Genomic DNA, 16,467 nt, shown 5'->3' on the forward strand with positions numbered 1-16,467 from the left:
TTTCTGACTGGGGGAAAAAATGAGGGGAAGCACAAACCGGAGCACCACCAGACGTGTGCGGAATGCCTTAGGTGCGGCGGTCGTGGTGTGTGCGGTCACCACGCTGCTGCCCGGAGCCGCCGCCTCGGCCGAGCCCGCGGGCGTGACGGGCGTCGCGGGTGACCGCGGAGCCGGTGTCGAGAGGATCAGCGTCGCGGCCGACGGCACTCAGTCCGACGGCGATTCCACCGGTGGTGCGATCACGACCGACGGACGCCGCATCGCCTTCTCGTCGTCGGCGACGAACTTCACGCCCGGCAATGCGGCGGGAAGCGAAAGGGTGTACCTGCGTGACGAGCCGTCGGGGCAGCTCAAGCAGGTGGGCAGCCACCCGATCGCCGCTCCGGTGATCAGCGGTGACGGGGAGTATGCTGCCTATTGGGTGCTGTTGTTCAGGGATACCAAGGTCAAGCTGGCTCAGTGGACCGCGGGCAGCTCGATCGGCGTCAACTGCGATGCTCTCAACTGCAGTCAGCCGTCGCTGAGCGGGGACGGCCGCTATGTCGCCAACGTGGCCACCATCGGTCGGCCGTCGTCCAGCCAGCGCATCGACGTATGGGACTGGCAGGCCAACACCAAGCAGGAACTCGCCTGGTTCGACCACACCGCTCCGTCCCGGCCGTCCATCAGTGGTGACGGCCGCTTTGTCGCTTACCAGGACGGCAAGGCCAAGGACGTCTTCGTGTGGGACCGGGACCACGGCTCCACCTCCGACCCGATCGAGGGCCCGTCCAAGGAGGCGACGATCGTCCAGGTCAGCGAGGACGGCAGCAAGGTCGTCTACCTCTCGGGCTCCGACACCTACGTCTACGACGTGAGCTCGGGCACTGCCCAACGAGTGCCGAACGTCAAGGGCCTGGCCATCGATCCCACCGGCGACCATCTGCTGTACGCCCCGAACGACACGACCGGACCGTCGCTCATCCTGCGCGACCTGCGGACGGGCACCGACGAGGTCGTCTCGAACCAGCCCGCCTCGGCCGGGGTCGACGCGGTCAGCGCTGGTGGGCGCGACGTCGTCTTCCAGTCCAGGGCCGACGACATCGTGCCCGGTGACACCAACGGCAAGTCGGACGTGTTCGTCCGTCGCTTCTCCTGATCGCCCCTGCTGCCGCGCTCTGCGGATGCCGCACCGCTCTCGCACCCATGTGGGAGCGGTGCGGCAGTCTCTTGCGCGAGTGGGCGCCGGACCGGACAGCACCGCCAGGCTGCTGATGAGGGTGAGACCCGGTGCGCAACAAGGGGCCCCCGGCAGGACGATGTGGACGACTGTGCCCGCAAAACGGCTCGCCCCCTAGGCAGAGGCAAGAGAGTCTGGCTCGGCGGCATCGCGCTCTTTGCCCTCGGCGGAACCAGCACCGGCGAGGATGCTGCCGTCGGCATGCCCTCGTCCTCGCCCAAGGTCACCGCGACCGCGAAGGTGACCGAGACCGCGTCTCCCGATCCCGGTCCTACGGTCACCAAGACCGTCAAGGCGCAAGCTCCCGCCCCCACGCCGTCCCGGCGGACCACCGCGCCTGCTGCGCCCGCACCGACTGCGAAGGCCCCGGTCGGGAAGTGCTCGATCGTCTCCAACTCCGGTAGCTGCTACCGGGCCGGACAGTGCTGCCGGAACAGCGACCATGGAGCCGCGACGACGACTGCGAGCGGTCAGCGGATCACGTGCAGGCCCCTGTGGCTCTGAGGGCACCCTCCGCGGCCGCTCCCCAAGATCTGGGTCACATCCCGGAACTCGGCGACAGAACCACAGTGGTGCGGGATGAGCATGGAGGCAGACCCGTGGATGTCGACTTACGTCCGTCCTCGGCGCGGGTGCGTCGTGCGTTCAGGCCGCGGCGCGGAAGACGTACGCCGTCATCGGGGCGGTGACCGGCCCCGGGCCCAGTCGGGACGTCATCTCGTCGATGACGGTGGCCCGGACAGCTGGTCCGTCGCCGCGCTCTTCGACGGCCGCGCGCACCGGTGTCCCGGTGAGGTATCCGGTGGCAAGGTCGGCGGTCGAGGCGGCCCGGCCCTGAAGCGTCAGCTCCTGCTCCTCCTCGACGGCGAACCCGGCGGCCGTCAGATCCGCGGTCACGACAGCGGGGTCGGCGTAGCCGTGCGGAACCGTCGGGAAGAACCGGGGTGGGGCGACCGGAAAGGCCCGCTCCAGCCCTGCCTGCAGCGCGACTTCGAAACCGTGCGTGCTGAGCGGGCCCCAGGTGTTGAACAAGAACCGGCCGCCCGGGGCCAGCACCCGCCGGACCTCGGTGAAGGCCGCGACCCGGTCGGGAAAGAACATCACGCCGAACTGGCAGACCACCAGGTCGAAGCCTCTGTCCGGGAACGGCAGCCGCTGCGCAGCCGCCTTCCGCCACACCGCGCCCGGGACCCGGGACGCCCCGAAAGCGACCATGGCCTCGTTGAGGTCGGTAGCCGTCACTGCGGCCGACGGTGCCGCCGCGAGCAGACGTGATGTCAACACACCCGTACCCGCGGCAAGTTCGAGAATCCGCCGAGGTTGCAGTACCGCTGCCCTCGCGGTCAGGTCCTCGGCGAAGGGCCGGAAGACCACCGGCACAAGGTACTGCTCGTAGGCAGCCGACATGGACTCGGACCACCGCTGGTCGGCATTGGTTTCCGTCACCCTCATGACGGTAGCGCCGCCCCCGGGGACCGCAGCCCCGCCGCGCGCCCTGAAGCTAGGCCGTCGGCCTCGCCGGTCAGCGTCCCGCTGGAGGAGAGCGTCCATGTCAGCGGGGGCAGGTCGTACTTGGCGCCCCACTGCAGGAAGACGGCGAGCTGCCGCTGCGCGTTGTTCTGCCACCGGTAGCGACCTTGACGAGGGCCGCGGTGTACGCCTCGGTGAGGGAGCTCTCTCCGCCGGGACGTTAGAAAAGGAGCCTCACCGTACTACCGTGCATCCGCTGCGCGTTGGGGAGTTACTCTTCCGGCCGGCCCCATCTATGCCTGGTAGACGACGCCGGGATGCCGGGGTGCGCCGTCCACCTCCGGGCGTTCGAGCTCGATCGCGTTCATCGCCATGTGGGAGGGGACACCGTAGAAGTACTCCCGGTGTACCCGCCGTACCCGATTCCCTTTGACCAGAGTGTTCAGCCGTTGAAGGACGCGGACCTCCCACTGCCCGGCCGCCTCGTCTGTAGTGCAGGACTGCGAGGCCCAGGCATCGAAAAGGAAGCACTGGTGGATCTCGGCGGCGTGCTCGTGACGGCGGACCCTGTCGCGCAACGCGGCCAGCTTGCGCCCCTCGACCATGCCGACCTCGATGTAGCGGACGAGTCCCTCGAAGGCCAGCAAGTACAGCCGCCCCCCGGGCCTTTCGGGCTGCTCGTCGCCGAGCTCGTCGCAGCGCAGGAGGCGCCAGGAGCCCGAGCGGGCGTCGGCGATGCCGTCAGGGTGGTACTCGGGCAGTGTGTTTTGGGTGCGGGCGGAGATGCGGGCGCGGTCGAGGCGTATCTGGGCTTGTTCGTGGGCGTCAGCCGCGGCCAGCAGGTGCAGGTCGAGGTGGGCGAAGTCCTCGAAGTCGCCGAATAATACGGTCATCAGGCCAGCACGCCCGTTCCCGGGGCAGGACAGGAGCCGCTCCGCTTCTCGCATCGACTTCGAGAAGTTCGCGTTGGATCCGAGGCACATCGGGGCATGCGCCCGGCGATTCGCAGATTCGCCGGACTACGGCCGTTCCCGACCGTCGGCCTACGGCACGTTTCCGATGATTTCCGGCTGCCCTCCTACGGGAGGGCGCCGGCGCGCGCAGCGAGGGCGCGGAGTTCGGGTGTGGCCCGGCCGGACATCAGCAGTCCGGAGATGAGGGACCTCACCGCAGGGCGTGAGTGCGTCTCCTGCGGTGCCTGGTGTTCGGCGGCCAGCAGCGCAGCCACGCATTCGTCCCGACGCCCACGTTGAGCCAGCGCGGCCGCCACGTCGGCGTAATACCGCGCCCGGCGTTCCACGCTGGGCAGGCTCTGCGGCGGCAGCGCACGGGCCGCGTCCAGGGCGGCGGACGGGTCGCCGGTGGAGAACTCGGCGGAGATGCGGTGGAGCTGGACGGTAGCCAGGCTGAAGCCGCCGTGATCACGCAGCGCGGTGGTACCGCCGAGACCGGCGGCGATGGCGGCCGCCTCGTCCGTCAGCTCCCGCATCCCCTCCCGGTCCCCGCCCCTTGCGGCACTGTAGGCAGCTGACTGGATCAGCAGGCCACGTTCGGCGGCGCCGCTGCGGGACGCGCGAAGGGCTGGGGCGTCGGCGGCGTTGAGCGCGATCGACAGCGCTTGCTCCTCCCAGCCGGCGCGGCGGGCGAGCACGGCCAGGTTCCGGGCGGCCTCCGCCACCGCGAGGGGGTGCCCGCCGGCTTCAGCCACCTGGCGTGCGCGGTCAGCTGCCATCCAGCCGAGCTGCTGCTCGTCGAGCTTGACGAGCATGCGGGTCGCGAGGAGGTAGCTCTGCCCGAGTAGATCGAGGCGATCGCCCTCGGCATCGGAGCCGAGCAAGTGTCCCGCACGGATCAGGCGGGGCAGGCGGACGGCGAGGCTGGCGTAGTTACAGGTGTGGAAGTCGACGTGCACGCGGGCGAGTTCGACAGGCAACTGCTCGTGGGCCCGCAGATCGTGGTCCTGGCCGATTCCGAGCATCGCGTCCCGCAGACGGCCAATGAGGAGCTGTCCCACCGGTACTTCCTGGGCCCCTGCTGCTGCCGTTGCCGGGAGCGAGACACCGGCGGTTGCCGCGGCCGAGAGAGCAAGGAACTTCCGTCGCCGCACTGGGTCGTCGCCCTCCTCCCGCCGATTTCGTCCCAGCCTAGAGGCGGGAAGGCGTGGGTACGCGAGACCAGGGGCGACAAGGTATCCGTGTCGGGTCTGCACAGGGGGCGAAATCGCAGTGAGCCCGAACTCCTTGGGCGGAATATCGAGTACATCCGCGAAGCGTCTGAGGACGTCGACGTCGGACAGCGAAGACAGGCCCCGCTCGTACCGGGAGACCTGGGAGGCAGAGTAACCGGTCCGGACACCGAGATCAGCGAGCGTCCAACCCCGGGCCTGGCGCCTGCTGCGAATCAACTCGCCGTGTGTTCTGGGCCGTTCGGATCGGTCTCGCGCCGTGCTGACTGGCATCCACGCCCCCGTCGATAGCCGAGGTGGCCCCCGCCCACCGTAGACCGGGCCGCCGGGCAGCAACAGCAGTTTTGCACCGGATGCAAACGGCCTTGCAGCCCACGGCAGCGGCCCTGCCGCAGCCGGACCGGGCGCGGTGTTCTGGAGCATGCCAAGGCCCGCAGCAGGCGGGCCGACGCGCTTTCACCGAGGGGCGTGAACGCGAATGAGCGTACGCAAGAAAGCAGTCGTCATCGGGCTCGGCCACCAGGCCCTGGAGGACCACCTGCCGGGGCTGGCCGACTCCCAGTTCACCCAACTCGCCGCGGTCTGCGACACCGACCCCAGCAAAGTCGCCGCCCAGGCCCAGCAGCACAACGTGCCCGGCTTCACCGACATCCACACCCTGCTGGAGGACGTGCACCCGGACTTCGCCATCGTCGCGGTCCCTCATCACGCCGGCCGCGAGGTCATCGCGACCTGCGCGGCGGCCGGGGTGCACGTGATGAAGGAGAAGCCGTTCGCCACCTGCCCGGCCGAGGCCGCCGAACTGGTGGCGCTGTGTGACAAGGCCGGCATCGAGCTGATGGTCACCGTCCAGCGCCGCTTCCACCCCGTGTACACCGCGGCGGTGCAGCTGCTGGAGCAGATCGGCCAGCCCTACCTGGTCGAGGGCCGCTACACCTTCCACTGTCCCGACCCGGCCGCCGGCTGGCGCGGCAGGGCCTCCCTGGCCGGCGGCGGTGCCCTGATGGATATGGGCTACCACCTCATCGACCTGCTCATCTGGTACCTCGGCCTGCCCGACCGCATCCTGGCCGACACCTCCACCGCCGCCCATCCCGACGCGGACTACGACGCCGAGGACACCGCACTGGTCCACCTCGCCTACGACTCCGGTCTTTACGGCTCCCTGCTCATCTCCCGCTCCGCCGGCCCGAAGACCGAACAGCTGACGATGACCGGCCCCCGCGGCGCGGTCGTGATCGAGCGAGGCCGGGTGCGGCGCCTCGCCCCGGACGGGCAGCTGATCGAGTCTCTGACCCGCGAACCGGCCTGGCCCTCCGCCGCGACCCCGCAGATCGACTGCTTCTGCCGCGTACTCGACGGCGAGCGGACCAATCCCTGCGGCCCCAGCACCCACATGGCGCACGCCGCGTTCCTGGCAGCCGCCTACACCTCCCAGAACTCCCGCACGCCCGCCGACCCGAAGGAGTACCTGCTGTGAACGCGACCTCGCCCCTCGCCCTCCTCGGCGGCCCGCCCGTCATCGACATCCCCAGCCCCCGCTTCTCCTGGCCACCGATCGAGGACCGCGACGTATCGGCGGTCACCAGTCAGCTGACTGCCGCGGTGTCCATCGCGGACCGCTCCGGCGTCGTCGCCGATCTGGAGGACGCCTTGGCATCCTTCCTCGGGGTCCGGCACGTCGTCACCTCGTGTACGGGGACGGCCGCCCTGCACTCGATGTACGCCGCGGTCGGTATCGGCCCGGGTGATGAGGTGATCGTGCCGGCGCTGACGTTCCACGCCACGGCCACCCCGCTCTTCCACCTCGGCGCCCGTCCCGTGCTCGCCGACGTCAACGAGCACGGGCAGCTCGACCTCGACGACGCCGCCCGCCGCATCACGGCGCGGACGAAGGCCATCGTCGCCGTCCACCTGTGGGGCCTGCCCGAGAAAATGGACGCTCTCGCCGCCTTCAGCACCCGGCACGACCTGATACTGCTGGAGGACGGCTCCCACGCCCACGGCGCCACTTGGCGCGGTCAGCCGGTCGGCTCCTTTGGCCACGGCGCGGCCTTCAGCATGAACGGACCCAAGCCGCTGTCCGCCGGGGAGGGCGGATTCGTCGCCACCGACGACACCGAGCTGTACTACCGCGTGCTGCTGCACGGCCAGTACAACAAGCGGTGCCGCCGCGAGATCCCCGCCGACCACACCCTCGCCCCGTACGCAGTCACCGGCATGGGACTCAAGCTGCGCATCCACCCCCTGGCCGCCGCACTGGCGCACGCCCAACTTCCGCGCCTGAAGGACTACCTGGCCGGACGAGAAGCTATCGCCGCCCGGATGCGGAGGGCTCTGCGAGGCGTGCCAGGCATCGACGTACCGCACCCGCCGTCCCCTGCGGGTCCAGCCTGGTACGCACTACCCCTGCGCTATCACCCGGACCAGCTCGCCGACCTGCCCATCGAACGCTTCCTCGAAGCCGTCCACGCCGAGGGCGCCGACGAGGTCGACCTTCCCGGCTCGACCCGCGCCCTCGGCGATCACCCGCTGTTCCACACCCCCGGAGCACTCCTGCCCGGCTACCCTGACCACCAGGGCCCCGCCACCGACAGCTTCGCCAACGCCCGACGTGTGCACGGCAGCACGGTCAAACTTCCGGTGTGGCACCGCGACCAGGACCTCCAACTCGCCGACGCATACACCGCGGCCGTCATCAAGGTCGTCGAACACCACAAGGAACTCGTGAAGTGAACGCACCCGTCGACGCCGCCCTTTTGTGCGACCTCTCCCACGCCGCCGACGCCGACGGCATCACCAAGCACGTCGTCGGCGCAGTCATCTCCAACGCGGAAGGCAAGGTATTGCTGCTGCACCGCGCCGCCGACGACTACCTCGGCGGCCTGTGGGAGCTCCCTTCCGGCGGCGTCGACGCCAGCGAGACCCTGACCGAGGCCCTGCACCGGGAAGTCGCCGAGGAGACCGGCCTCACAGTCACCGTGATCGGGGCCTACCTCGGACACTTCGACTACCTCTCCAAGAGCGGCAAGAAGACCCGACAGTTCAACTTCACCGCCCTTGTCACCCACGAGAGCGACACGGTCAAGCTCACAGAACACGATGCACATCTATGGGCCGACCGTACGGAACAAGAGCGGGTCTCCAGCGCCGTACGGTCCGTCCTGGCAACCTGGCGAGAGGAAGCCGCGTGATGGATCCAGCCACCCGACACGGCACCCCTTCCCCCCTTCCCGAAGCGAGGGGACTGCCATCGAATATCTGCTGTCCGTACGGGCCCGCGTCGCCGGTCCGGGCAGCGGCATCGACGCCCTCCCCCTGTGACCCCTACAGCTGCAGCAGGGTGTCTTTCGCCGCGGGGATGTGCAGCGCGGCGGCGAGTCGGGCGCCGGGGCGGCCCGCCAGGGCCACCGCGACGGAGGTGAGTGCCGCCCGTAGGAGTGGGGTGTAGCGGGCATGAGGACTGGTCAGCCCCTTGATCTGCTCGACGAACGTCGCTGCGGGGCACCGGAGGTTGAGGCACTTGAACCGCCGCACCACGAGTTCGATGACGACCCCGTCGCCCCCGACCGGGGTATCGACGAGGCGGCGCGCGTAACGACCATGCACTCGCCATGACGGCATCTCGCAGGACGAACATCTCACGGGCAGCACCTCGCACCGGCCGCGAAGCGTGACTGTTCCTGCCACCCGCTTGACCGACTCGACCACCACACCGGCCAAATGTGGCAGCAAACGCCTCAAATCACCTGAACCGCACACCCGTTAGATGCCCAGCTCAACGGCCCGGCATCACGAGATCTCCGACAGAGCCCGCAATTCCCCACCGACAACGCCCGGCTTCCTCGCCCAAGTGTGGGATTGGGGCGAGCTCACGCGCGTTCATCGATCGGCGGAGGCAGCCTCCACGTCGCCTCGCGGGGCCCGTTCCTCTGCTTCCTCTGCGTCGGCCAGCCAGAAGAAGACCGGCGGCAGGCCGAGCTCGATCACCGCCAGCGCGATCTGGAACCACTGCGGCCAGCCGTGCACGGCGAGCGAGAGCACCCGGCCCACGCCACCCAGCAGGAAAATGCCGGCCAGCAACCGCACCGCCTGAGACGGGATCGGGCGCTGCCGTGCGGCCCAGAGCCAGGCCAGGCCGTAGCCGACGAAGATGGCCCCCATGAACCGGCCCCAGCTGTCGACCGTCGCCCCGGCGGAACCGGCCCCGGGGATCGCCGCGTTGCCGAGTGCCACGTGGAACAGGCCGATCGCCACACAGGCCCAGCCCATCAGCTGTGTGAGTGTGCGCAGAGCCCTGGTCATAGTCCCTCCAAGCCGTTCCTGGCGGAGCTTAGTTGACATGCGTCTACTACACTGACGTGCTAGTAGATGCATGTCAACTAAGCTTCATTCATGCCTCCCCGCCAGCGACTCACCCCTGCCGGCCGCCGCGCCCAACTCCTCGCCGTCGGCTCACGGCTCTTCGCCGCACACCCGTACGCCGACGTGCTGATGGAGGAGGTGGCCGAAGAGGCCGGCGTCTCCCGGGCCCTGCTCTACCGCCACTTCCCCAGCAAGCACGCCCTGTTCGCGGCCGTCTACCAGCAGGCGGCGGACCAGCTGCTCGCCGAGACGCGCTTCGACCCCACCGACTCCCTGGTGGAACAGCTCGTCCAGGGCATGGATGTCCATCTCGACTACTTCGTGGCGAACCGCAACGCCGTCCTCGCCGCGAACCGGGTCCTCGCGGGGGACCCGGTGATCCAGACGATCATGACGAACGAGCTGGACGCGCTCCGTGGGCGGCTGCTGACCGTACTCCCACTCGCGGACGAGAGTGCCCGCGAGGCCGTGTCCGGCGTCCTGAAGAGCTGGCTGGTCTTCGTCCGGGTCCTGTGCGTCGACTGGCTCACCCACGAGACCTGTACCCGCACCCAGTTGCGCGACGTCTGTATCGGCGCAGCTCTCGGCGCCCTGCGGCCGCTCCTTGCCGAGGACCCGGCCCCCGACTGGCTGCGGGAAGGGCCCGGCACAGGCGCCTAAGGCCTGCCTTGCCGACACGTGCAGCGAGCCCGACGCGCTGCCAGCGGGTTGGGCTCGAACGGTCTGGATGCGGAAGAGGACGCTGTCGGCGGGGAATTACGTGACGTTCCACAAGCCAGATCATCGAGGCGCGATGGTAGAGGCCGGAGAGGTAGCTCGCGTGTGTCTTGTCGTTCGGCGCCTACGAGAGCGCTCATGCCTGCGCGTATCCACCGTCGGCGAAGAACTCGGCACCGTTGACGTAGCTCGACGCGTCCGAGGCGAGGAACGTCGTCACGGCGGCGATCTCCTCGGGCTCGGCAAGCCGGCCGAGAGGAACAGCGCCTTCGGCCTGCTTGAGCATCTCGGGTGTGACCAGCTCAAGCAGACCAGAGGTGCGCGTACCGCCCGGGGATACGATGTTGACCCGGAAGCCGTGGGTGCGCGCGCTGAGAGCCCAGCCGCGGGCGAGCGTGCGGACTGCGGCCTTCGACGCTGCGTAGACCTCAAGTCCCAGGTTGGGCCGTGTCGCAGCGGTCGAACCCGTCAGGATTACCGAAGCGTTTGTGCTCAGCAGCGGCAGCGCCTGCTGGAGAGTGAAGATCGTTCCCTTGACGTTGGTGGCGAACACCGAGTCGATCAGCTCTTCCGTCACCTCGCCGAACGGCGCCGCGGTGCCGACGCCGGCATTGGCGACCAACACGTCGATGCGTCCGGCCTGGTCGCGCACGGTGCTGTAGAACGCATCGAGCTCTGAGGGCACCGAAGCATCGCAGACCACGCCGGTCACGCCAGGTCCGAGCTCGGCAACCGCGGCGTCGAGCGCGTCTTTGCGGCGACCGGTGATGAACACCGTGGCGCCCTCGTCGCGGAATGCGCGCGCGGTCGCGAACCCGATGCCGGTGCTGGCCCCGGTGACCACGGCGACCTTGTCTTCCAAGACGGCCATGCCGCCTCCTTCAAGTTATGGACTGTCGCGTCCACAACCTTCCCCGATATGGACCAAGCAGTCAAGAATGCTTCGGTATCGGGGCTACCCGGCTGCCGGGGCGCGATTCGAGTCGCCTGACGACTGGCAGCGCGCAGGAGTCCGGCCTGCGGAGCGCGGCCCTCCGATGGGAGCCGCAGCGCACAGCTTCAGGGCGCGCCCCAGGGTTGGGAGCCGGTTGCAGGCCGTGGCGGTACAGGTCGGCCGGTGCGTTGCTGCTACTACGCCGGAGTGGGCAGCAACCGTGCCAGGGTGGACTGGGCTGTCACGGTGAGTGCTCCGATGTCCATGCCGGTGCGCCCGAGAGCGACGAGGCCGAGTTGCGCGACGAGGGCCGCGCGAGCCGTCCCGGAAGGGTCGATGTCGGGGTCGAGGTCGCCTTCGTCCTGGGCGCGCTCCAGCGCCGCGGTGAGGACGGTGGCGATCGCGTCGTAGCTGCGGCGAGCCTCGGCTGCGACGTCCGGAGTGCTGGCGGCAAGCTCGGCGTTGCTGTTGGCCAGCAGGCAACCCCGACGCGCAACTGCCCCCGTCGGATCGCCGGTCAGGCCGAGTACGAACTCGCGCACCACGTCGATCCCCCGCGCCGCGGAAACCAGACGCTCGCGCAGCATCAGCAGGTTCGCGTCGTCGTAGTCGCGCAGCACCCGCAGGAACAGGCTGTACTTATCCCCGAACGCCCCGTAGAGGCTGCCTTTGCCCAGCCCGCTCACGCGCAGCAGGTCGTCCATCGATGTCGCCGCGTAGCCCTTGTCCCAGAACTCGTCACGGATAGCGAGAAGCACACGATTCTCATCGAACTCACGAGGTCTGGGCATACCCGCACAATACAAGTTCTGGACCGCATGGGCCACAATGGACTCCGGGCCGCAATATGCCCGGCTCAGCTCGGGAAAAGTCCAGCAGGAAACCGGTGCTGGAGTGCCAGGGCGCGCATCACGTCGTGGTCAATCTGCGAGATTTGCCTTCGCGGCGGCAGGCCCCGGACCGGTAGACGTTCCTCGATGACGCGAGTACAACTGACGGATTCGGAACGGGAGTTCATCAAGCAGCACCTGCCGGTCGGTGAGTACGGCCCGTACCCCGAGCGGCTGCGGCAACAGTTCGAGGGTGTGATCTGGCGGTTCAGGACGGGCGGGCAGTGGCGGGAGATGCCGGTGCAGTTCGGCGCCTGGTCGACCGTCCACAACCGCTTCCACGGCTGCTACTCCGTCGGCGACGACCAGATGTGGGGTGTCAACCGGCGCTGCAAGGGCATTGACCACACCTGGGCGGCCATACGGGCGATCCGGGCCGCTCGTCCGGACGGCGCTCCGATCTACGTGATCCTCGACAACCTCTCCGCCCATACGAACTGGCGGATGAAGCGGTGGGCGGCCAAGAACAAGGTCGAGCTCTGCTTCACCCCGACCTACGCGTCCTGGGCCAACCCCATTGAGGCTCACAAGGAGCGGCATGCGCAAGGCCGATCGCCTCGCTCGCTCGATGGCGGATGCAGTCAACGCGTCAGACGGAAGTGAACGATGGTGGCGTCATCGGTCGACTTGATGTCGGGGTAGTGGAACCGCAGCCTGTCTTGCAGCTCGGCGAGATCACGAAACCCGTCGGCGACAGCGTCCGCCTCCGTCAACTCGGCAACGCTCTTGGAAGTGATCTGAGTGACCACACCGGACAGCACTACCTCGTCATCCAACTCGAACACCATGTTCACCGGGCCCGTCTCCACTGGGTCGCGGAACCGTACCGTGGTCGTCTTCCGCCCAGTGCGTACAGCATCGAGATAGCTGCGATGGAAATGCAGGGCCTGCATCGCGGCCGAGCACAGCGCTCCGTCGGACGCTGCGGACTGCTCCCCCCAGACATAAGCATGAGGCAGGAGATCGGTGATCGAGACACTGCGAATGCCGTCGGCTGCCGGCACGAGGACGCGGATACCCGGGTGGTAGTCCAGCAGGACCTGCCGGTCCCGGCCACACGGCGCGAGCACGCCGCGCCCCGTGTCACCGACGGCAACGATCGCTGTTAGGTCACGTGCTCCCGCAGCGCGCGCATGCCCGAGCGCCACCAACTCCGCGCAAGGTCCGCCCGTGAAGTGATAAAGGTTGATACCACCGAACATCCGGCCCTGTGCGTCTCGCACGGCTGCCCCGACGGTGTGCACCTCACCGTCACCGTTGGCCTCAACAACGCGCTGGGCGAACTCGACCAGCTCCATATCTTCTTCCGTCGGCAGATGCATCGTGCTGTCCATCCAACAGACACTACTCATACACGTCCCCAAGCCGTGCAACCCGGTGAACGTTCGCATCACAGCACTTGGTAGAGCCGCAGCCGGTCCTGTCCGAGGAAGAGGAAGCCGAGCAGAAGCGCGCTGATCCAGTCGTCCTGGGCGCGCAGGGGGCCCTCATAGGCGGTCAACCGGTCGGGGCTGGAGGTTCCCTGGGCGCCGGTGACGATGCGGATGGCCTCGGCGGGGGTTGGGGTGGGCAGGACGCCGTGGAGCCAGGGCGGTGCGGCCTGTGCGGACATGGTGGGGCCCACAAGAAGGGCCTGTCGGGGGTCTCCTGACGGGTCCTGGCTGTCAGGAATACCTTGACGGCATGTCCCAGAGCGACGACAAGATCTCCGACGCGGAGCGGCGCCTGCCGCTCACCCCGCTCGACGAGGCCCTCCTGGCCCGCGTGCAGAGCCTCGCCGAGATCGCCGAAGCCGTGCTGCGCAACGTCGGCCGGCCCTACCCGGCCACCGACCACGGCGCCGTGCTGCGCGATGCCCTGTACGTGGCCCGCCTCGCCGAGCAACTGGTGGACAGCGCCGCCCTCGCCTCGCTCGCCGACCCCGAAGCCCGCCGCGCCGCCCAGGACCAGCGCGTCACGGCCGACCGGCTCCGCAGGAAGATCCAGGCTCTGAAGAACGCCAACACCGCGGCGCGCAACGCCTGTTACGAGGCCCTCGGCACCGAGGCGGCCGACGAGAAGCGGGCCGCATGGGCTGGAAACCACCTCACCCAGGCCCGCGCCTACGACCGGCTCGCGGACGCCGAGGCCCCACTCGGCACCGAGCACAAGCGCGCCGCCGCCACCCAGCGCTCCCTCGCCCACGACATCCTCGACAACAAGACCACGCCCGCCCCCACCACCGACACGCAGGAGCACCCGGCATGACCGAGCCCACCCGGACAAGCAGCGCGCTGACCGGGACTCCGCCCGTGCGCGCCCGGCAGGTGCGGCTGCTCGGCGCCTCCGACCTGATCTCCGAGCTCGCCCCGCGGTGGCCGGCCAACCGCCAACAGGGCAGGAGCCGTTGAGGAGGCCGCAGATCCGCGTGCCGTCCTCCAGGGCTTCTGCCTGCGCCCGCCCGCTCAGCTCAACGTGAACCGCGTCTGCCATGAACTGGGGCGGCCCGGCCCGCACACGCCCGGAGGGGCGGACGGACCGGGTTCGGTCCGTCCGCCCCTCCGGGTCGTTCGTTCCCTACGGAAGGCCGTGCACCTTCGGGCCGACGGCGTTCGACCACGCGTGGCCCGCCGTCGCGTCCCAGTTCGTCGACCACGTCATGGCGCCGCGCAGCGACGGGTACGTCTTCGACGGTTTGAAGGAGCCGCAGCCGGTGCCGCGGGTCAGGCAGTCGAGGGCGTTGTTCACGACTGACGGGGCCACGTAACCGCTGCCCGCGCCGCGCGTCGACGCCGGGACGCCGATCCCGACCTGGGACGGGTCGAGGCCGCCCTCCAGCTGGATGCAGGCGAGCGCGGTCAGGAAGTCCACGCTGCCCTGGCTGTAGACCTTGCCGTCACAGCCGAGCATCGAACCGCTGTTGTAGTACTGCATGTTGACGACCGTGAGGATGTCCTTCACGTTCAGCGCCGTCTGGAAGTACCCACCGGACGTGGACTGCATGTCGATGGTCTGCGGTGCCATCGTGAGCACCATCTTCGGGCCCGCCTTCGCCGAGAGCTGGCGCAGCGCCTTCGACATGTAGGTGGGGTTGATGCCGTTCTCCAGGTCGATGTCGACGCCGTTGAACCCGTACTCCTGCATCAGCGCGTAGGCGCTGTTGGCGAATGCCGTCGCGGAGGCGTCGCTGTTGACGGAGATGGTGCCCTTCTCGCCGCCGACCGAGAGGATCACGGACTTGCCCGCGGCCTTCTTCGCGGCGATGTCCGCCTTGAAGTCGGCGGTGGAGGCGTAGCCGACGGCCGGGTCCAGGTTGAAGGTGATCTGCCCCTGAGTGGGGGTGGCGTCGGCGAACGACACGGCGATGATGTCGTACTGCGAGGACACGTCCCGCAGCTTCTGCACGGTCGCGCCGTTGTTGAAGTTCTGCCAGTAGCCGGTCACCGCGTGCCGGGGCACGGTGCCGTCGCCGCCACCGTCGCCCTTGGGGGTCCGTACGGACACCGCCGTCGACTTCGCCGACTCGCCCGCCGCGTTCGAGGCGCTCACCTGGAAGCTGTACGTGGTCTCCGGCGTGAGGCCGGTGACGGTCGTGGAGGCGCCACTGGCCGAGGCGACCTTTGTGCCGTCGCGGTAGACGGTGTACCCCGTCGCCGTGGACGACGGCGTCCAGGACAGGTCCACCGACGTGGGCGTCGCCGTGCCCGCCGCGAGGCCGGCCGGGACGGGCGGTATCTCGACCGGGTCGGGGCCGCCGCCCCCGTCGGGTCCGAAGACGCTCACGTCGTCCACGTAGTACGCGCTCTGCCCGTACCAGCCGTGTGTGTACACGGTGACCGAGGTGGTGTTCGCGCCGGTGGTGAAGCTCGTGGAGAGCTGCTGCCAGGACGAGGTGCCCGGCGTCCAGGTCGACACGTCGGTGGTGCCGGTGCCGCGGGCGCCGAGGTAGGCGTAGCTGCCCTGCACCCAACTGCTCAGCTTGTACGTCGAGTTCGGCTTCACCGCGACGATCTGGGAACACTCGGCGGTGTTCTGGCCGGACGGGGTGGCCTTGAGCGCCTTCGCGCCGCCGTGCACGGGGGACGTGACGGCGGCACCGCTGTTCGCGGCGCAGGTCCAGTTGCTCAGGTCCGCCTCGAACCCGGCGTTCTTGGCGACGTTGACGTCCGCCGCCTTGGTGCTCGCAGCCTTGGTGTCGGCCGCGTTGGTGTCCGCCGACTGCGCGGGCGCGGGCGCGGCGAGCGCGGTGACGGCGAGCGCGGCGGCCGCGCCGACGGCCATTGCCGCGCTGATTCTCCGGCGGACGCCGGGTCTGTCCTGGCGCACACGGTCCACGGGGTGCCTCCTGGAGGGAGAGGTGAAGCACGTAAGCGACGACGGTGGCCACCGCTGTTGCGCGCATAGTTGGTCCAGACCAATCGAGTTGTCAAGACCTCCGGAGAGGAGAACCTGCGGCGGACCACTCGGCCACTCGGCGGACCTGGGCGGCGGTGACCTCGGCGACGTCGTCGGCCGGACCGAGGCACTTTGACTCTCCGCTGTCGAGCACGCGGAGCAGGGGGGCGCGGCGTCCGCCTGTATGTGAGGCATGCCTCCGATGGCGGCCCGGTGGCGTTAAGTGATGGTTTGCCGCAGGTAGGATCCAAGGCAGCGCACGCCGGGGGGACGACGTGCCGAGCGCCCGGCGGGAAGACGGGGCCCGGCCCGC

General features: G+C 69.1%; 17 protein-coding genes and 2 pseudogenes. 8 read left to right on the plus strand and 11 right to left on the minus strand.

What is annotated here, in order from left to right:
* Window positions 1–55: 55 nt before the first annotated feature.
* Window positions 56–1,138 (plus strand): TolB-like translocation protein, encoded by a 1,083-nt coding sequence (locus IEY91_RS39950; protein ID WP_229697701.1) that lies wholly within the window; start codon window positions 56–58, stop codon window positions 1,136–1,138.
* Between the two features lie 726 nt (window positions 1,139–1,864).
* On the opposite strand, the gene IEY91_RS39955 is transcribed toward IEY91_RS39950, so the two are convergent.
* From IEY91_RS39955 to IEY91_RS42550, 4 genes and pseudogenes are all read right to left on the minus strand, one after another.
* The gene (locus IEY91_RS39955; RefSeq protein ID WP_189177730.1) at window positions 1,865–2,626 is read right to left on the minus strand and encodes a class I SAM-dependent methyltransferase; all 762 of its coding nucleotides are present in this window, start codon (window positions 2,624–2,626) and stop codon (window positions 1,865–1,867) included.
* 356 nt (window positions 2,627–2,982) lie between these two features.
* Window positions 2,983–3,582, minus strand: a complete 600-nt coding sequence (locus tag IEY91_RS39960) for a hypothetical protein (RefSeq protein WP_189177696.1) — start codon at window positions 3,580–3,582, stop codon at window positions 2,983–2,985.
* A 185-nt stretch (window positions 3,583–3,767) separates the two neighbouring features.
* The gene (locus tag IEY91_RS39965; protein ID WP_229697718.1) at window positions 3,768–4,703 is read right to left on the minus strand and encodes an XRE family transcriptional regulator; all 936 of its coding nucleotides are present in this window, start codon (window positions 4,701–4,703) and stop codon (window positions 3,768–3,770) included.
* Window positions 4,704–4,934: 231 nt separating this feature from the next.
* Window positions 4,935–5,297 (minus strand): annotated as a pseudogene (locus IEY91_RS42550) (helix-turn-helix domain-containing protein); the annotation flags it as partial.
* Between the two features lie 55 nt (window positions 5,298–5,352).
* Here IEY91_RS42550 and IEY91_RS39970 point away from each other — a divergent pair.
* Genes IEY91_RS39970 through IEY91_RS39980 form a run of 3 tightly spaced genes read left to right on the plus strand, consistent with a single transcriptional unit; the run spans window position 5,353 to window position 8,068 of the window.
* Window positions 5,353–6,354, plus strand: coding sequence for a Gfo/Idh/MocA family protein (locus IEY91_RS39970; protein WP_189177698.1), 1,002 nt, complete (start codon window positions 5,353–5,355; stop codon window positions 6,352–6,354).
* On the plus strand, window positions 6,351–7,610 hold the full coding sequence (locus IEY91_RS39975) for a DegT/DnrJ/EryC1/StrS family aminotransferase (RefSeq protein ID WP_189177699.1): 1,260 nt from the start codon (window positions 6,351–6,353) through the stop codon (window positions 7,608–7,610). The genes IEY91_RS39970 and IEY91_RS39975 overlap by 4 nt, the downstream gene beginning before the upstream one ends.
* The gene (locus tag IEY91_RS39980) at window positions 7,607–8,068 is read left to right on the plus strand and encodes an NUDIX domain-containing protein (RefSeq protein ID WP_189177700.1); all 462 of its coding nucleotides are present in this window, start codon (window positions 7,607–7,609) and stop codon (window positions 8,066–8,068) included. Before IEY91_RS39975 ends, IEY91_RS39980 begins: the two co-directional genes overlap by 4 nt.
* 133 nt (window positions 8,069–8,201) lie before the next feature.
* On the opposite strand, the gene IEY91_RS39985 is transcribed toward IEY91_RS39980, so the two are convergent.
* Together IEY91_RS39985 and IEY91_RS39990 are read right to left on the minus strand one after the other, a co-directional pair.
* Window positions 8,202–8,636 (minus strand): transposase family protein, encoded by a 435-nt coding sequence (locus tag IEY91_RS39985; protein WP_306309959.1) that lies wholly within the window; start codon window positions 8,634–8,636, stop codon window positions 8,202–8,204.
* Window positions 8,637–8,756: 120 nt separating this feature from the next.
* A complete protein-coding gene (locus IEY91_RS39990) occupies window positions 8,757–9,179 on the minus strand; it encodes a DUF4345 domain-containing protein (RefSeq protein WP_189177702.1) in 423 nt (140 codons plus the stop codon).
* Between the two features lie 90 nt (window positions 9,180–9,269).
* Between IEY91_RS39990 and IEY91_RS39995 the strand changes: the two genes are divergently transcribed.
* On the plus strand, window positions 9,270–9,899 hold the full coding sequence (locus tag IEY91_RS39995; protein WP_189177703.1) for a TetR/AcrR family transcriptional regulator: 630 nt from the start codon (window positions 9,270–9,272) through the stop codon (window positions 9,897–9,899).
* Window positions 9,900–10,092: 193 nt separating this feature from the next.
* Here the strand turns inward: IEY91_RS39995 and IEY91_RS40000 are convergent, their stop codons facing one another.
* Entirely contained in the window at window positions 10,093–10,827 is a 735-nt protein-coding gene (locus IEY91_RS40000; protein ID WP_189177704.1) for an SDR family NAD(P)-dependent oxidoreductase, read from the minus strand.
* Window positions 10,828–11,087: 260 nt separating this feature from the next.
* Window positions 11,088–11,681, minus strand: a complete 594-nt coding sequence (locus IEY91_RS40005) for a TetR/AcrR family transcriptional regulator (RefSeq protein WP_189177705.1) — start codon at window positions 11,679–11,681, stop codon at window positions 11,088–11,090.
* 186 nt (window positions 11,682–11,867) lie between these two features.
* On the opposite strand from IEY91_RS40005, the pseudogene IEY91_RS40010 reads away from it, so the two are divergent.
* Window positions 11,868–12,305 (plus strand): annotated as a pseudogene (locus tag IEY91_RS40010) (transposase); the annotation flags it as partial.
* Between the two features lie 56 nt (window positions 12,306–12,361).
* Here IEY91_RS40010 and IEY91_RS40015 read toward each other — a convergent pair.
* Both IEY91_RS40015 and IEY91_RS40020 read right to left on the minus strand, forming a co-directional pair.
* Window positions 12,362–13,114 (minus strand): ASCH domain-containing protein, encoded by a 753-nt coding sequence (locus IEY91_RS40015; RefSeq protein WP_229697706.1) that lies wholly within the window; start codon window positions 13,112–13,114, stop codon window positions 12,362–12,364.
* Window positions 13,115–13,170: 56 nt separating this feature from the next.
* Complete coding sequence (locus IEY91_RS40020; protein ID WP_189177707.1) at window positions 13,171–13,392, minus strand: hypothetical protein; 222 nt, start codon at window positions 13,390–13,392, stop codon at window positions 13,171–13,173.
* Window positions 13,393–13,463: 71 nt separating this feature from the next.
* Here IEY91_RS40020 and IEY91_RS40025 point away from each other — a divergent pair, with 71 nt between their 5' ends.
* Both IEY91_RS40025 and IEY91_RS40030 read left to right on the plus strand, forming a co-directional pair.
* Window positions 13,464–14,027, plus strand: a complete 564-nt coding sequence (locus tag IEY91_RS40025) for a hypothetical protein (protein WP_189177708.1) — start codon at window positions 13,464–13,466, stop codon at window positions 14,025–14,027.
* The gene (locus IEY91_RS40030) at window positions 14,024–14,170 is read left to right on the plus strand and encodes a hypothetical protein (RefSeq protein ID WP_189177709.1); all 147 of its coding nucleotides are present in this window, start codon (window positions 14,024–14,026) and stop codon (window positions 14,168–14,170) included. The genes IEY91_RS40025 and IEY91_RS40030 overlap by 4 nt, the downstream gene beginning before the upstream one ends.
* A gap of 166 nt (window positions 14,171–14,336) precedes the next feature.
* Here the strand turns inward: IEY91_RS40030 and IEY91_RS40035 are convergent, their stop codons facing one another.
* The gene (locus tag IEY91_RS40035) at window positions 14,337–16,094 is read right to left on the minus strand and encodes a chitinase (RefSeq protein ID WP_373288127.1); all 1,758 of its coding nucleotides are present in this window, start codon (window positions 16,092–16,094) and stop codon (window positions 14,337–14,339) included.
* Between the last annotated feature and the right edge of the window lie 373 nt (window positions 16,095–16,467).

Source organism: Streptomyces lasiicapitis (assembly GCF_014646335.1).
In the GTDB taxonomy this organism is placed as follows: Bacteria; Actinomycetota; Actinomycetes; order Streptomycetales; family Streptomycetaceae; genus Streptomyces; species Streptomyces lasiicapitis.

What these genes read in the sequence shown, in the direction of transcription:
- IEY91_RS39955 (WP_189177730.1), bottom strand. Translation starts at nt 2,626, where the DNA reads ATGTCGGCTGCCTACGAGCAGTACCTTGTGCCGGTGGTCTTCCGGCCC.
- IEY91_RS39960 (WP_189177696.1), bottom strand. Translation starts at nt 3,582, where the DNA reads ATGACCGTATTATTCGGCGACTTCGAGGACTTCGCCCACCTCGACCTG.
- IEY91_RS39970 (WP_189177698.1), top strand. Translation starts at nt 5,353, where the DNA reads ATGAGCGTACGCAAGAAAGCAGTCGTCATCGGGCTCGGCCACCAGGCC.
- IEY91_RS39990 (WP_189177702.1), bottom strand. Translation starts at nt 9,179, where the DNA reads ATGACCAGGGCTCTGCGCACACTCACACAGCTGATGGGCTGGGCCTGT.
- IEY91_RS39995 (WP_189177703.1), top strand. Translation starts at nt 9,270, where the DNA reads ATGCCTCCCCGCCAGCGACTCACCCCTGCCGGCCGCCGCGCCCAACTC.
- IEY91_RS40000 (WP_189177704.1), bottom strand. Translation starts at nt 10,827, where the DNA reads ATGGCCGTCTTGGAAGACAAGGTCGCCGTGGTCACCGGGGCCAGCACC.
- IEY91_RS40005 (WP_189177705.1), bottom strand. Translation starts at nt 11,681, where the DNA reads ATGCCCAGACCTCGTGAGTTCGATGAGAATCGTGTGCTTCTCGCTATC.
- IEY91_RS40015 (WP_229697706.1), bottom strand. Translation starts at nt 13,114, where the DNA reads ATGGACAGCACGATGCATCTGCCGACGGAAGAAGATATGGAGCTGGTC.
- IEY91_RS40020 (WP_189177707.1), bottom strand. Translation starts at nt 13,392, where the DNA reads ATGTCCGCACAGGCCGCACCGCCCTGGCTCCACGGCGTCCTGCCCACC.
- IEY91_RS40025 (WP_189177708.1), top strand. Translation starts at nt 13,464, where the DNA reads ATGTCCCAGAGCGACGACAAGATCTCCGACGCGGAGCGGCGCCTGCCG.
- IEY91_RS40030 (WP_189177709.1), top strand. Translation starts at nt 14,024, where the DNA reads ATGACCGAGCCCACCCGGACAAGCAGCGCGCTGACCGGGACTCCGCCC.